At 69.6% G+C, this 14,086-nt stretch carries 13 protein-coding genes; 2 read left to right on the forward strand and 11 right to left on the reverse strand.

Annotated features, from left to right (window positions below):
- Window positions 1–6: 6 nt before the first annotated feature.
- From ACFW16_RS30195 to ACFW16_RS30215, 5 genes are all read right to left on the reverse strand, one after another.
- Window positions 7–1,125, reverse strand: a complete 1,119-nt coding sequence (locus tag ACFW16_RS30195) for an RNA polymerase sigma factor (protein WP_380312229.1) — start codon at window positions 1,123–1,125, stop codon at window positions 7–9.
- Window positions 1,122–1,484: a YciI family protein gene (locus ACFW16_RS30200; RefSeq protein ID WP_380312231.1), complete on the reverse strand. Its 363-nt coding sequence runs from the start codon at window positions 1,482–1,484 to the stop codon at window positions 1,122–1,124. The genes ACFW16_RS30195 and ACFW16_RS30200 overlap by 4 nt, the downstream gene beginning before the upstream one ends.
- A gap of 97 nt (window positions 1,485–1,581) precedes the next feature.
- A complete protein-coding gene (locus ACFW16_RS30205) occupies window positions 1,582–2,601 on the reverse strand; it encodes an ABC transporter permease (protein WP_380312233.1) in 1,020 nt (339 codons plus the stop codon).
- 11 nt (window positions 2,602–2,612) lie between these two features.
- Window positions 2,613–4,139 (reverse strand): sugar ABC transporter ATP-binding protein, encoded by a 1,527-nt coding sequence (locus ACFW16_RS30210; RefSeq protein ID WP_380312235.1) that lies wholly within the window; start codon window positions 4,137–4,139, stop codon window positions 2,613–2,615.
- A gap of 101 nt (window positions 4,140–4,240) precedes the next feature.
- On the reverse strand, window positions 4,241–5,191 hold the full coding sequence (locus tag ACFW16_RS30215; protein WP_380312237.1) for a substrate-binding domain-containing protein: 951 nt from the start codon (window positions 5,189–5,191) through the stop codon (window positions 4,241–4,243).
- A 220-nt stretch (window positions 5,192–5,411) separates the two neighbouring features.
- On the opposite strand from ACFW16_RS30215, the gene ACFW16_RS30220 reads away from it, so the two are divergent.
- The gene (locus ACFW16_RS30220) at window positions 5,412–6,842 is read left to right on the forward strand and encodes a mannose-1-phosphate guanylyltransferase/mannose-6-phosphate isomerase (RefSeq protein ID WP_380312239.1); all 1,431 of its coding nucleotides are present in this window, start codon (window positions 5,412–5,414) and stop codon (window positions 6,840–6,842) included.
- 100 nt (window positions 6,843–6,942) lie between these two features.
- Here ACFW16_RS30220 and ACFW16_RS30225 read toward each other — a convergent pair whose 3' ends face one another.
- Complete coding sequence (locus ACFW16_RS30225; protein WP_380312241.1) at window positions 6,943–8,484, reverse strand: capsule assembly Wzi family protein; 1,542 nt, start codon at window positions 8,482–8,484, stop codon at window positions 6,943–6,945.
- 200 nt (window positions 8,485–8,684) lie between these two features.
- On the opposite strand from ACFW16_RS30225, the gene ACFW16_RS30230 reads away from it, so the two are divergent.
- Window positions 8,685–9,308, forward strand: coding sequence for a hypothetical protein (locus ACFW16_RS30230; protein ID WP_380312243.1), 624 nt, complete (start codon window positions 8,685–8,687; stop codon window positions 9,306–9,308).
- 20 nt (window positions 9,309–9,328) lie between these two features.
- On the opposite strand, the gene ACFW16_RS30235 is transcribed toward ACFW16_RS30230, so the two are convergent.
- The 5 genes from ACFW16_RS30235 to ACFW16_RS30255 form a co-directional block, all read right to left on the reverse strand.
- Window positions 9,329–10,090 carry a DeoR/GlpR family DNA-binding transcription regulator gene (locus tag ACFW16_RS30235; RefSeq protein WP_380312245.1) on the reverse strand — a complete coding sequence of 254 codons (762 nt, stop codon included), beginning with the start codon at window positions 10,088–10,090 and terminating at the stop codon, window positions 9,329–9,331.
- A gap of 310 nt (window positions 10,091–10,400) precedes the next feature.
- Window positions 10,401–11,066 carry an ABC-type transport auxiliary lipoprotein family protein gene (locus ACFW16_RS30240; RefSeq protein ID WP_380312247.1) on the reverse strand — a complete coding sequence of 222 codons (666 nt, stop codon included), beginning with the start codon at window positions 11,064–11,066 and terminating at the stop codon, window positions 10,401–10,403.
- A 2-nt stretch (window positions 11,067–11,068) separates the two neighbouring features.
- The gene (locus ACFW16_RS30245) at window positions 11,069–12,046 is read right to left on the reverse strand and encodes an MlaD family protein (RefSeq protein WP_380312249.1); all 978 of its coding nucleotides are present in this window, start codon (window positions 12,044–12,046) and stop codon (window positions 11,069–11,071) included.
- 1 nt (window position 12,047) lies between these two features.
- The gene (locus ACFW16_RS30250) at window positions 12,048–12,881 is read right to left on the reverse strand and encodes an ABC transporter ATP-binding protein (protein WP_380312250.1); all 834 of its coding nucleotides are present in this window, start codon (window positions 12,879–12,881) and stop codon (window positions 12,048–12,050) included.
- Between the two features lie 2 nt (window positions 12,882–12,883).
- Window positions 12,884–14,035: an MlaE family lipid ABC transporter permease subunit gene (locus ACFW16_RS30255; RefSeq protein ID WP_380312253.1), complete on the reverse strand. Its 1,152-nt coding sequence runs from the start codon at window positions 14,033–14,035 to the stop codon at window positions 12,884–12,886.
- Window positions 14,036–14,086: the final 51 nt, after the last annotated feature.

Here is a 14,086-nt window from a genome sequence, read left to right on the forward strand (position 1 = left end):
AGGAGATCATCGCCGACCGGCGCGCTGCCGGCCTCGCTCCGCCCAAGCCCGGATCCTCGCAGTAGACCACACTGCGGTCCTCACCGGATGCTGACGTTCGCAACGCGAACCCAACCTACGAGGCCTCTCGCAACCGCCGCAGCAGGAAGGCCCGCATCGCCGGGTCCTCGCACAGGCCGATCGCGCGCTCATAGGCGGCGTCCGCCGGCCGGTCCGGGCGCGCTGGGCGTGCACCGACTGGATCGCCGCTTCCAGCTGGAACCGCCCCATGCGCCGGTCCTGGGCGGCGGCCGACAGGATGTGCTCCGCCTCCGCCATCATCGGCTTCGACCACCGCGCCGAGTCCTGCTCCGACAGCGGCACGTAGTCCCCGGCAGGGCCGCGGCGTGCCTCCCGCCGGGCCTCGCAATGCAGCATCAGCGCCAGCAGCCCCTCGACCTCCGGCTCCGCCGGCAGCAGCGGCCGCAGCATCCGGCCGAGATCGATCGCCTCCGCCGCCAGCCCGCGGCGGCGCGGATCGGCGCCGGCGACGTCGTCCCAGCCGCTGCCATAGGCGGCGTAGACCGCCTGCAGCACCGCGTCGAGGCGCGGCGGCAGTTCCTTCGCCTCCGGCAGCTCGAAGCCGATGCCGGCGTCGCGGATCTTGCCCTTGGCGCGCGACAACCGCTGGCCCATGGCGGCGGGGCTGACCAGGAAGGCCGAGGCGATGCGCGCCGCGTCGAGCCCGAGCACCGTCTGCAGCATCAGGGGCGTGTGGATCGCCGGATCGATCGCCGGATGGGCGCAGACGAAGAGCAGCCTGAGCCGCTCGTCCGGGAATGCGTCGGACGCGGCCAGTTCCTGCGCCTCCTCTGCCGCAACGCGGAGGTCGGGGACCGCCTCCGCCCTCACCTGGAGGTGGCGGGCGCCGTCGATCAGCCGCCGGCGCGCCGCCGTCAGCAGCCAAGCCTCCGGCCGGTCCGGCACGCCGTCCCGCGGCCAGGTCTCCAGTGCCGACCGGAAGGCGTCGGCCAGCGCATCCTCCGCCGCCGCGATGTCGCGCGACCGGGCGGCCAGGAAGGTCACCAGCCGACCGTAGGAGTCACGCGCCGCCCGCTCGACCGCGCGGCGCGTGTCCGTGCTCACTGCTGCGGCTTCGGCGGCGCCACCGGCCGCACCTCGACCCCGCCGCCAGGGCCGCCCGGATAGCGCGAGGCCCAGTCGAGCGCCACGTCCAGGTTCGGCACCTCGATGATGAAGAAGCCGGCGAGCTGCTCCTTGGTGTCGGCGAAGGGACCGTCCTGCACCTGCCGCCCGCTGCCGCCGATGCGGATCGAGGTGGCGGTGGCCGGCGGCTCCAGCCCGGCGCCGGCGACCACGAGTCCGGCCTCCTTAAGCGCCGTCATATAGGGCATGAAGGCGGCCCAGAAGGCAGCGTGCTTCTCCGGGTCGCGGCGGGCGGCAAATTCCTCGGGGGTCTGCTGGAACAGCAACGCGTACTGCATGATCGTCTCCATCGCATGGGTCGAGCGCGTCTCGCTCACCCCCATGACGGGCCGGCAGAAGGCCTTTCGACATCGTCCGCGAAAAAATCGACGGGGGCTACACCCGCCGGCGGCGCGACTTGGCGAAGGTGTCGAAGGCCACGGCCAGCACGATGATCACGCCGATGATGATCTGCTGGATGTAGGAGGAGACGTTCATCAGCACGAGGCCGTTCAGCAGCACGCCGATCAGCACCGTGCCGATCACCGTGCCGAAGATGGTGCCGATGCCGCCGAACAGGCTGGTGCCGCCGATCACCACCGAGGCGATCACGGTCAGCTCGTAGCCCTGCCCCGCCACAGCCTCGGCCGAGTTCAGCCGGGCCGACAGCACGAAGGCGCCGAGCCCGGCGAAGAAGCCCATGATGACGTAGACGCTGAGCAGCACTCGCCGCACCTTCAGCCCGGACAGCCGCGCCGCCTCCGGATTGCCGCCGACGGCATAGACCTGGCGGCCGAAGCGGCTGTAGCGCAGCACCAGATGGGCCAGCACGGCGAAGCCCAGGAAGACCAGCACCGGCACCGGGATCTCCAGGATCTTGCCCTGGCCCCAGTAGCGGAAATCCGCGTCGAAGCCGCTGATCGGCCCGCCGCCGGACAGGAGCAGCGCGGCACCGCGGAAGGCCGACATGCCGCCCAAGGTCACCACGAAGGGCGGCACCTTCAGCCGGGTGATGGCGAAGCCCTGCACCGCGCCGGCCGTCATGCCGAGCAGGATCGAGACCAGGGCGGCGGCGCCCCAGCCCCAGCCTTGAACCTCGTCCGAGCCGAGCGCGAAGTTGCCGGTGGCGCTGCCCTTGGCGACGATGGCGGCAGCGAGGCCGCAGAAGGCCAGGACGGCGCCGACCGACAGATCGATGCCGGCGGTCAGGATGACGAAGGTCATGCCGATCGCCAGCAGCCCGTAGATCGAGACCTGGCGCAGCACGTTCAGCAGATTGACCGTGGAGATGAAGCGCGGCTCGGCGATGGCGAAGCCGGCCATCAGCACCACCAGGAAGATCAGCGGCGCGAACCGCGCCAGAAGCCCGAACAGGTCGAAGCCGCCGCGGTCCGGAAGTGTCGTGCCCTGCGCCATCTTGGTCTTCCCTATGCCGCCCGGCGGCGAGTCATCAGCCGCATCAGCGTCTCCTCGTCGGCCTCGGCCCGGCCGACCTCGCCGGTGATCCGGCCCTCGCACATGGTGACGATGCGGTCGCTGATCGCCAGCACCTCGGGCAACTCCGACGAGATGGCGATCACCGCGATGCCTTCCCGCGCCAGCCGGCCCAGCAGCTGGTGCACCTCGGCCTTGGCGGCGACGTCGATGCCGCGGGTCGGCTCGTCGACGATCAGCACCTTCGGCCGCAGCGCCAGCCAGCGGGCCAGCACCACCTTCTGCTGGTTGCCGCCGGACAGGTTGGCGATCTGCTGCTCCGGTCCCGCCATGCGGATGCCGAGCGCCCGGCGATACTCCTCGACCAGTCCCCGCTCGCGGCTGTCCGGCACATAGCCGAACAGCCCGGCCAGCTTGCCGAGCGCGGCGATGGCCAGGTTGCTGCGGATCGCCAGCGACAGGAACAGCGCCTGCTGCTTGCGGTCCTCCGGCACCAGTCCGATGCCGTGGCGGATGGCGTCGGCCGGGCTGCGGATCTCGACCGGCTTGTCCTCGACCAGGACGCGGCCGCCGGTGCGGGCGTCGGCGCCGAAGACGGCGCGGGCCAGCTCGGTCCGCCCGGCGCCGACCAGCCCTGCGATGCCCAGGATCTCGCCGCGCCGCACCGCCAGCGACACGTCGTGCAGCACCGTGGCGTGCGGGTTCAGCGCGCTGCGCTCGGTGGCGATGCCCTCGGCCCGCAGCGCCGGCGGGCCGGCCTGGGCCGCGCCGCCCTCGATCCGGGCCAGGGCGCCGAGGTCGCGGCCGACCATCATGCGGATGATGTCGTCGACGGTGATCTCGGCCACCTGCGCGCTGCCGACCAGCCTGCCGTCGCGCAGCACCGTGACCCGGTCGCACACCGTCATCACCTCGTCCAGCCGGTGGGTCACATAGATCACGGCGATGCCCTGGCCGCGCAGGGCGCGGATGATCGCCATCAGCCGGTCGACCTCGGTGGAACTGAGGGCGGAGGTCGGCTCGTCCATCACGATCAGCCGCGATTCCATCGACAGGGCGCGGGCGATCTCGACCATCTGCTGCTCGGCGACGCTGAGGTCGCGCACCAGCCGGCGCGGGTCGATGGTCAGGCCGATCCGGTCCAGCGCCGCCTTCCCCGCCCGGTGCATCGCGCCCCAGTCGACCAGCCCGGCCCGCCCCAGCTCGCGCCCGATCAGGATGTTCTCCCCCACCGTCAGGCTCGGGATCAGGTTGAACTCCTGATAGATCGTGACGATGCCGCGCCGCTGCGCCTCATAGGGCGCGGCGAAGCTGACCGTCTCGCCGGCGAAGACGATGCTGCCGCCGTCCGGCGCCTGCGCCCCGGACAGGATCTTCAGCAGCGTCGACTTGCCGGCGCCGTTCTCGCCGAGCAGGCCGTGCACCTCCCCGGCCGCGACCTCCAGCCCGACGCCGTCCAGGGCGACGACGCCCGGAAAGCGCTTGGTGATCGCGGTCATGCGCAGCAGCGGTTCGGTCATGCGCGTCCCTGGAATGCGGCGTAGGTTGGGTTCGCCATGGCGAACCCAACACTCTCCGGCTGTTCTGTTGGGTTCGCGATGCCGCGACCCCAACCTGCGAGCTACTTCACCTCGCCGATGCGCTCGGCCTTGTCGAGATTGGCCTTGGTGATGGCGATCGGGGTCAGCAGGATCAGCGACGGGTCCGGCTTCTTCTCGGTCTTCAGATAGTCGACCAGCACCTCGACCGCCTTGCGGCTCTGGCCCCCCGGGAACTGCTCGATGGTGCCGGCCAGGCCGCCGTCGCGGATGCTGCCCAGCGCCTCCGGCAGCGCGTCGAAGCCGATGATCCTGATCTTGTCCTGCAGGTTGCGGCCGCGCACCGCCTCGAGCGCGCCGAGCGCCATGTCGTCATTGGCGGCGACGATCACGTCGGGCGGCGTCGGCAGGCCGGCCAGGATCGACTCGGTGATGCTCAGCCCCTGGTCGCGGGCGAAGTTGGCGGTCTGCTCCGCCACGAACTTGTACTTGTCCTTGTGGGCGTCGAGGACGTTGTGCACGCCCTTGTTGCGGTCGATCGCCGGGCTGGCGCCCGGCTGGCCCTGCAGGTTCACGATGGTGGCGCCGTCCGGATAGGTGTCCATCAGCCACTTGGCCTGGGCCTCGCCGCCCAGCACGTTGTCGGCGCCGACATGGGCCAGGATGCCGTCGACCCCGGTGACGCGGCGGTCGATGGTGACGACCGGCACGCCGGCCTCCACCGCCTCGGTCAGCACCGGCGCCATGGCGTTGACGTCGATCGGGCTGATCACGATGCCGTCGACCTTCTGCACCAGCGCCGCCTCGACATCGGCGGTCTGCTTCGGCGCGCTGTTCTGGCCGTCGGATTCGACCGAGGCCACGCCCAGCTTCTGCGCTTCGGCCTTCAGCTCGTTCATCATGTGGACGAAGAACGGGAAGCCGAGGCTGGGCACCGATGTCAGGATTGTCTTCTTGTCCTGCGCCGCCGCCGGCAGGGCGACCGCGACCGCCAGGACCGCGCCCAGCAGGACGCGCTGCAACGTACCAGTCATGAGCTCTCCTCCACGGCGATTTGGTCTGTCGGGGCGGTGCCGCGCCGCGATCCCGACTCTTCGATCAGCGTGAATTGTCGGATGATTGTTCGGCCACTGTCAACGGACCGCTCCAGGTGCGGCGATGTTGGACAGACCGCAGCGGATGGCGGATAAGCGTTCCGATCGAGGTCGGACGGAACGACAGGACATGGCGAAGGCGAAGACGGCCGAGCGACCGATGACGGCGACGGAAGCCGACGGCCAGGCCGTGGTGCCGGTGGTGTTGTCGGGCGGGTCCGGGACGCGGCTGTGGCCGCTGTCGCGGGCCGGGTACCCCAAGCAGTTCCTGCCGCTGGTGTCGGGCAGCACCATGATCCAGGAGACGGTGGCCCGGGTCGGCGAGGCCGACGGCTTCGCGCCTCCCGTGTTCATCTGCGCCGACGACCACCGCTTCATCGTCGCCGAGCAGATGCGCCAGATCGGCGTGACGCCCGACGCCATCCTGCTCGAGCCCTCGGCCCGCAACACCGCTCCCGCCGTCGCCGTCGCCGCCCGCTTCCTGGCCGACCGCGCCCCCGACACCCTGATGCTGGTGCTGCCCGCCGACCACCACATTGCCGATCCGAAGGGCTTCCGGGCATCCATCGCCGCCGCCGCGCCCGCCGCCCGCCAGGGCTATCTCATGACCTTCGGCATGCAGCCGACCGCGCCCGAGACCGGCTACGGCTACATCCTGCCCGGCGACGACATCGCCGGGGCCCCCGGCGCCCGCACCGTCGCCCGCTTCGTCGAGAAGCCGCCGCGCGAGACCGCCGAGCGCTTCCTGGCCGAGGGCCGCCACCTGTGGAACGCCGGCATCTTCCTGTTCACCGCCGGCCAGTACCTGGCCGAATGCGCCCGCCACGCGCCCCAGGTGCTGGCCGCCGCCGACGCCGCGCTCAAGGCCGCCTCGCGCGACCTCACCTTCCTGCGCCTCGACCCCGCCGCCTTCGTCCAGGCCCCCTCCATCTCGATCGACCACGCCGTCATGGAGAAGACCGACCGCGCCGGCATCGTCCCGGCCTCGATCGGCTGGACCGATGTCGGATCCTGGTCCTCGCTGTGGGAGATCGGCGACCGCGACGCCGACGGCAACCTGACCCAGGGCGACGCCCTGGCGTTTGCCTCGCGCAACTGCCTGGTCCGCTCCGACGGCATCCTCACCGCCGTGATCGGCCTCGACGACGCCATCGTCATCGCCACCGACGACGCCGTCCTGGTCGCCGCCAAGGACCAGGTCCAGGACGTCAAGGCCGTCACCGACGCGCTGAAGAAGGCCAAACGCCCCGAGGCCGTGATCCACCGCGAGATCTACCGCCCCTGGGGCACCGTCAAGTCGCTGCACGCCGGCGACCGCTTCCAGGTCAAGCGCGTCCTGATCCATCCCGGACAGGCCATCGCCCTGCAGCGCCACTACCACCGCTCCGAGCACTGGGTCGTGCTCTCCGGCACCGCCCGCGTCACCATGGAGGGCCAGTCCCGCATCCTGCGCGAGAACGAGGCCGTCTACCTCCCCATCGGCACCGACCACAAGCTCGAGAACCCCGGCAAGATCGACCTCGAGCTGATCGAGGTCCGTACCGGCCCCTATCTTGGCGAGGACGACGTCGTCCGGCTCGAGGAGCCGTGATCCGGAAATCGTAGGTTGGGTTCGCGACAGCGAACCCAACATCGTACCGCCGTCAAATCGTTGGGTTCGCGTGCCGCGAACCCAACCTACCCGCCCCTGCTCAGAAGCGGATCGTCGTCGACACGCCCAGCGCCGCCATCGGCTTCTGCTCGCCCGGGCTGTTCGGTGAATCGTCCTGCAGCCGCAGGTTGATGCCGACCGTGTTGCGCCGCATCGGGATCGAGACGCCGAGATCGAGGATGTTGATGTCCTCCTTGCTCTGGCTGACCGTGTTGCGCTGATTGTTCTTCGGGTTCAGGAAGGCGTGGTAATAGGCCGCCTTGTAGGTCCAGTTGTCGCTGTCGACGAAGGTGCCGGTGACGCCGAACAGCTCGGCATCGCCATCGAGGCTGTCGCCCATCGAACGGTCGTAGAACCGGTAGCCGTCCCGATAGGCGAAGTTCTCGTAGAAATATCCGTAGATCTTCTTGTCGAGGAAGTTCGCGGTCGAGTTCGAGTATTCGACATTGACCTTCCACATCGATCCGTCGTCACCCCAGCCGTTCCACAGCGACGCACCGATCACGGCCGCGTTGCGCGACGGCAGCGGGATGCCGATGTCGGAATAGGCGGCGTCTTCGCCGGTCAGCTCGCCATAGATCTCGAAGGGCTGGCCGAACAGCTGGTTGCTGTAGCGGGCGTCGAAGCCGGCGATCTGGTTGGCCGGGTCCTGGGCCTGTTGTGCAGGATCATCGACGTTGGTGTTGCCGAAGAAGCCGTCGATGAAGGAGCGGAAGCCGCAGGGCCGCCCGCTGCCGCAGAACATCATGATGCGCGAGGCGCCGAGCTCCAGCCCCGGGATCGGGCTGATCGAGGCCCGCAACCCGAACATCAGGGTGTTGGAGACGATCCGGTCGTCCGGCAGGACGCCGAGGAAGCCGGTGATCTGCCAAGGTCCGATCCAGCTCAGCCACGGTGTCTCGAAGGCATGCGGATTGGAGCGCATGAAGCCGACCTTCGGGAACGGCCGCGCATTGGTCGAGAGGATCAGGCTGGTGGTCTCGCCCGGCCCCCACCAGGTGTCGAGCCAGCCGGCATAGAGGATCCAGTTGTCGACCCTCTGGGCAAGATAGGTGCCGTCGAGCGACGGCTGGAACTCGTCCTCGCCGGCGTAGTACCAGGGGCTGTCGCCCTTGACGAAGCGGGAATAGGCGCCGAGCGACAGCCGCAGCGCCGTCGAATCGCCCATGTATTCGAAGGAGGCGGTGACCTCGCCGCGTTGCCGGGCCGTGTACTCGAAGCCGCGCACCAGGGCGGGCTGGTTGGTCAGATCGGCCCGCAGCTCCGCATGCAGCTGGCCCTGCCGGGTCTCGGCCGCGGCCCGGGCGCGGACACGGTCGAGCGCGGCCTGGGCATAGGGCGGCAGCAGGTCCCGGTCGGCCTTCGCCAGGCGGTAGGTGATCTGCGCCCAGGGAAGCGGCCAGGCGCTCAGCACGCCGTCGATCAGGCGGAAGTTCTCCAGGATGTGGATGTCATTGCGCAGGGTCGAATCGCCCGGCTCCGCCCATGGGCTGGCCGTCGCCGTTCCCGTCGTCGCCGCGAGAGTGCCGCCCGCAATGACGGCAGCAGCAACGGCAATGGCAATCTTCCTCGCAACGGCCATTATTCCCCCCGGACGGCCCCCGATACCCTGCCCTCAATACACAAGACGCTCCCGGAAGCCCAGCCGCCGCATGAGGCGGTATGCGGTTCCCCGCTTCCGTCCGCTCGGCTGAGAGACAAATTTGTCACAATCGCAACCGCACTCCTTGGCGGCCGCGATCCGCTGCGCCATCTCTGTGAGATCGATTCTCAGGAGGCGTCATGCGCGCCCTTCTCCTCGCCCTCACCGCCCTCCTCCTCGCCGCCTGCGTGCAGACGCGGGTCGCAGGCTATGTCGACCCCGCCTATCGCGGCGCGGCCACGGTCCGCTCGATCGCCGTGGCCGCGGAGACACCGCGGCTCGCGGAGCGCGAAGCGCTGGAGAACGCGGCCGTGGCGGAGCTCACGGCCCGCGGCGTCCGCGCGGTGCGGATGATCGACCTGGTGCCGCCGACCCGGCCCGGCGGCCCGGCCGCCGAGACGGCCGCGATCCGGACGGCCGGCGTCGGCGCCGTGCTGCGCATCGCCGTCGACCAGCGCGCCATGGTCGCCCGCTATGTCCCGCCGACCTATGTCGGGGATCCCTTCTGGCCGTATGGCGGCCCCTGGTCCTATGGCGGGTACTGGTACGGCCGCGGCCCCTTCGCCGGCCCGGCGACCGGCGGCGGCTGGGTCGACGAGCCGGCGGCCCGCTACGAGGCCAGGCTGCAGCAGGCCGGCGATGGCGCCGTCATCTGGGCGGGCGAGGCCACCGCCCGCGGCGGCTCCAGCACCGATTTCGCCGATCTCGCCGCCCGGGCGGCCAAGGACTTGGTCGCCCGCCTGCAGCAGGACAAGGTGATCTGAGATTCGGCCCCGAATCGGCGTCAGTCAGCGACGTGGATGCGGCAGCTGGTGGCGGCGATCGCCTCGCGGAACGGCGCCGGCGGGACCCGGTCGGTGAACAGGGCATGGACCTCGCCGATCGAGGCCAGCCGCACCATGGCGTTGCGGCCGAACTTGGTGTGGTCGGCCACCAGGAACACCTGGCGTGAATTGTCGATGATCGCCCGTGCGACCCGCACCTCGCGGTAGTCGTAGTCGAGCAGCGTGCCGTCCTCGTCGATGCCGCTGATGCCGATGATCCCGACATCGACCTTGAACTGGCGGACGAAATCGAGCGTCGCCTCGCCGACGATGCCGCCGTCCCGCGCGCGAATCACGCCGCCGGCGACGATCACCTCGCAGCTCGCATTCGAATACAGGATGTTCGCGACGTTGATGTTGTTGGTGATCACCCGCAGGCCGCGATGGCCGAGCAGCGCGCGCGCCACCTCCTCGGTCGTCGTACCGATGTTGAGGAACAGCGAGGCGTTGTCCGGCACCTGCCGCGCCACCAGCCGCGCGATCCGGCGCTTTTCCTCCAGGCACAGCACCTGACGGGTGGAATAGGCGAAGTTCTCGACGCTGCCGGGCGCGGTGACGCCGCCGTGGAAGCGCCGCAGCAGGGCCCGGTCCTGCAGCAGCGAGATGTCGCGGCGGATCGTCTGCGGCGTCACCTGGAACCGGTCGGCCAAGGTCTCGACCGTGACATAGCCCTCCTGGCGGACCAGCTCGACGATCTGGCTCTGCCGCGCCGTGGCGTTCATGGCCGCTCTTCTTCCGTGGCTGGACGAAAAAAGAATGCTAAAGGGGAAGCGGAAACGATGCCAATATTTTCATTTGCGAACATCGGCCAGGCATGCCGTCCATGGCGACGGCCTTGCGATCGGGCCGTCCCGTGCTATGAAGGACGGCAAGAAACACGGGGATGGACCGGATCATGGGTGCAGAGTGGGTCATCATCATCGGCGTCATCGCCTTCTTCTTCTGGCAGACCGTCACCCGCTGAGGACGCGGCCGCTCCGCTGACGCACGACGCCGGTTCCGCCCGGAACCGGCGTGACGTCCCGCCCCGGCTTATCGCCGCGGCCGGCCCGCGGCGCGGTCGTCGCGGTCGCCGGTGCGCAGCGTCCACTCCACCACCTGCTTCATCACCCCGCCCAGGGCATCGTCCCAGGCCCGGATCACCGCCGAGAACTCGGGGCCCTGCACCTCGACCACCCGCTCGAAGCTCTCGCCGCCGATGATCGTCCGCTGCGGGAAGCGCACCAGCTTGGCCCCGATCCGCACCCGGACGCGGTAGGGCTCGCCCGGCCAGCGCTCGGCCCGGAACTCGCGGATCTCGGGCTGCAGCACGTAGTTGGCACGCAGGCCGGAGATCTGCCGGCCGACCGAGACGATCTTGCCGGTGTTCTCGAAGCTCTCGACCAAGAGGCCGACGACCATCGCCGGGGCCCGGTCGACCCAGGCCACCTTGGCGAAATAGTCGAGCGAGGTCGGGTTCTCGCTGATCGCGATCCGGTCGGTGTCGATGCCGGCATTGGCCGTCGGCATGTCGACCAGGAGCTGCCACGACGCCTTGGGCAGGCCGGGGTCGAAGGTGTTCTTCGGCGTCAGCTCGTAGACCTGCGGTGCCGGCGGGGCCAGGGCGCTGATCCCGCCGCAGCCGGCCAGGCCGACCGCGGCCGAGGAGAGTGCGGCCTGGCGCAGGAAGAGACGCCGGGACAGGGGGGAGAAGCTCATCTTCACCTCGAGGAACCTTGCGGCGGCACGCCGCCGGACGAGCCGCCGAACAGGAACTGCGCCGGGCTGCGGTCGAGCCGCGACAGGGTCCGGTTCAGGTTGTCGGTCAACTGGCGGAGCTGGGTGATCAGCTGGGTGATCTCGTACAGCCCGTCGGTGGAGAAGCTCTCCACCCCTGGGCCGGACTGTTTCAGGAGCCGGGCCACGCCGTCGGCGCTCTGGCGCAGCGACGCGATCATCGCCCGGGCGTCGACCACCGCGGCATTGACCTGGGTGTTCGTGGTCGACAGGAAGCCGTCCGCGCCCGTGGTGAGGCGGTCCAGATCGGTCCGCGCCTGGGTCACCAGCCCGTCGACATTCTGGGTCAGCGTATCGATCCGCTCGATCGTGCTCGCCAGTTGGGTCGAACGCTGCGCCAGCGCCGCGGTCAGGGTGTTCACATTGGTCAGGACTTCAGAGATGTTCCGGACGTTGTCCTCGGAGAAGATCCGTTGGACCTCGCGCGAGATGTCGGACAGCCGGTCGAGCAGCTGCGGCACGGTGTCGACGATCGCCTGCAGCCCGGACTGGCGCGACGGGATCACCGCGTAGGCCTTGCCCTCCTCCTTGTCCAGCCGCGCCGCGCCCTGGACCCCGCCGCTGAGCAGGACGAAGGCGCCGCCGGTCAGGCCCTGGATCTCGAGCGACGCCACTGTGCCCTTGACGATCGGCGTGTTCGGCCGGACCGCGATCCGGACCTGCACCTGCTCGACATTGGACGGATCGATCTGGACGTCCTCGACGGTGCCGACCGGAATGCCGCGGTAGCGCACCTGACTGCCCTCCTGCAGCCCGGTGACGTTGCCGGAGAAGTAGATCAGGTAGCGTTCCGCGTTCTCGCGCAGCCCCGATCCGCCGAGCCAGACGGCGAACACCACCAGCCCGACCATCAGGATCAGGACGAAGCTGCCGACGGCGACATAGCTCGCACGCGTCTCCATCTCAGCCCTCCGCCCCCGTCTGCGCATGCTCCAGGGCGGCATGCTCGGCCGCCGCCGCGCGGCCGCGCGGGCCGTGGAAATATTCCTGGATCCAGGGGTGGTCGACCTCGAGCAGGTTCTCGTAGGTGTCGACCACGACCTTCTTGTCGATCAGCACCGCGATGCGGTCGCAGATCGTGACCAGGCTGTCGAGATCGTGGGTGACCATGAACACCGTCAGCTTGAGGCTGCGCTGCAATTCCGAGATCAGCTGGTCGAAGGCGGCGGCGCCGATCGGGTCGAGGCCGGCGGTCGGCTCGTCGAGGAAGATGATCTCCGGATCCAGCGCCAGCGCCCGGGCCAGGGCGGCGCGCTTGCGCATGCCGCCGGACAGCTCGGAGGGATACTTGATGCCGGCGCTGCAGGCCAAGCCGGCCATGGCGATCTTCACCCGCGCCAGCTCGTCCATCATGTGGTGCGACAGCCGGGTGTACTCCTTCATCGGCACCTGGATGTTCTCGGCCACGGTCATCGAGCTGAACAGGGCGCCGTCCTGGAACATCACACCCCAACGCCGCTGCACCGCCCGGCGTTCCGCTTCGTCCGCCTGGTCCATGTCGACGCCGAGCACCTCGAGCGACCCGGCGGCGGGACGGATCAGGCCGATGATCTCCTTCAGCAGCACCGACTTGCCGGTGCCGGAGCCGCCGACGACGCCCAGCACCTCGCCGCGCCGGACGTCGAGATCCAGCCCGTCATGGATCACCTGGGTGCCGAACTGGGTCCGGAGCCCGCGCACGCGGATCACGGCATCCTCGTCCGGCACCTGGCCCGGCGCCCGGGGATCCTCGCTCATCGTCAGACCCCCAGGGTGGCGAACAGGATGGAGAACAGCGCGTCGAGCACGATCACCAGGAAGATCGAGACGACGACGGACTGAGTGGTCAGCCGGCCGACGCTCTCGGCGCTGCCGGAGACCTTCAGCCCCTCATAGCAGCCGACCATGGCGATGGTGAAGGCAAAGACCGGGGCTTTGACCATGCCGACCCAGAAGGTGTTGATGCCGATCGCCGCCTGGAACTGGTTCAGGAACTGCACGAAGCTGATGTTCAGAGCGAAATACGACATGAACGCGCCGCCCAGGATCGCCATCAGGCTGGCATAGAAGCTCAAGAGCGGCAGGGTGATGGCGAGGGCGAAGACGCGGGGGATCACCAGCACCTCGATCGGGTCGAGGCCCAGCGTCTCCATCGCGTCGACCTCCTGGTTCACCTGCATGGTGCCGATCTGCGCGGTGAAGGCCGAGCCGGAGCGGCCGGCGACGATGATCGCCGTCATCAGCACGCCGAGCTCGCGCAGCACCGAGACGCCGAGCAGGTTGACCACGAAGATCTGGGCGCCGAAACGGCTGAGCTGGTCCGCCCCCTGATAGGCGAGCACCACGCCGATCAGGAAGGACAGCAGGCCGACGATCGGCATGGCGTTGAGGCCGGTGGCCTCGATGTTGTGCGCCAGCGCCGTGAAGCGGATCCGGCGCGGCCGCAGCAGCGTGGCGACGCTCTTGACCACCAGCATGCCGAGAAAGCTCAGGAGCGCCAGCGCTTCGTCGCGGAAATCGTAGGTCGCCTTGCCGGTGCGGAGCGCCAGCTCGTACAGGATGTTGCGGTCGGGATGCTTGATCGGCTCGTCGCGCTCGACCCGCGACACCGCCTCGAGCAGGCCTTTCTGGTCGTCCGACACGCCCTCGACCCGGACCGCGGCGCCGGCGGCCGCGAGATCCTCCTGGGTGCGATGCACCAGCCAGGCGCCGACGGTGTCGAGCCGGGTGACGCCGGACAGGTCCAGCACCACCTCGCCCTTCACCGATGTCCGCACCAGCTCCGACAGCTCGTGGTCGAGGGGCGCCGCCGCCCGGGTCACCCAGGGCCCTTCCAGGTGCAGCCGGGTGACGCCGCTCTCGATGCGGCTGTCGATGCGGGCCTCGGCGTCCATGGCCGTCGCCGTGGTCACCGCGCAGCCTCCGGGCCGGCCGGCTCCCGCACCTGCGAATTGCCTTTCGGG

Source organism: Inquilinus sp. NPDC058860 (assembly GCF_042743185.1).
Lineage (GTDB): Bacteria > Pseudomonadota > Alphaproteobacteria > DSM-16000 > Inquilinaceae > Inquilinus.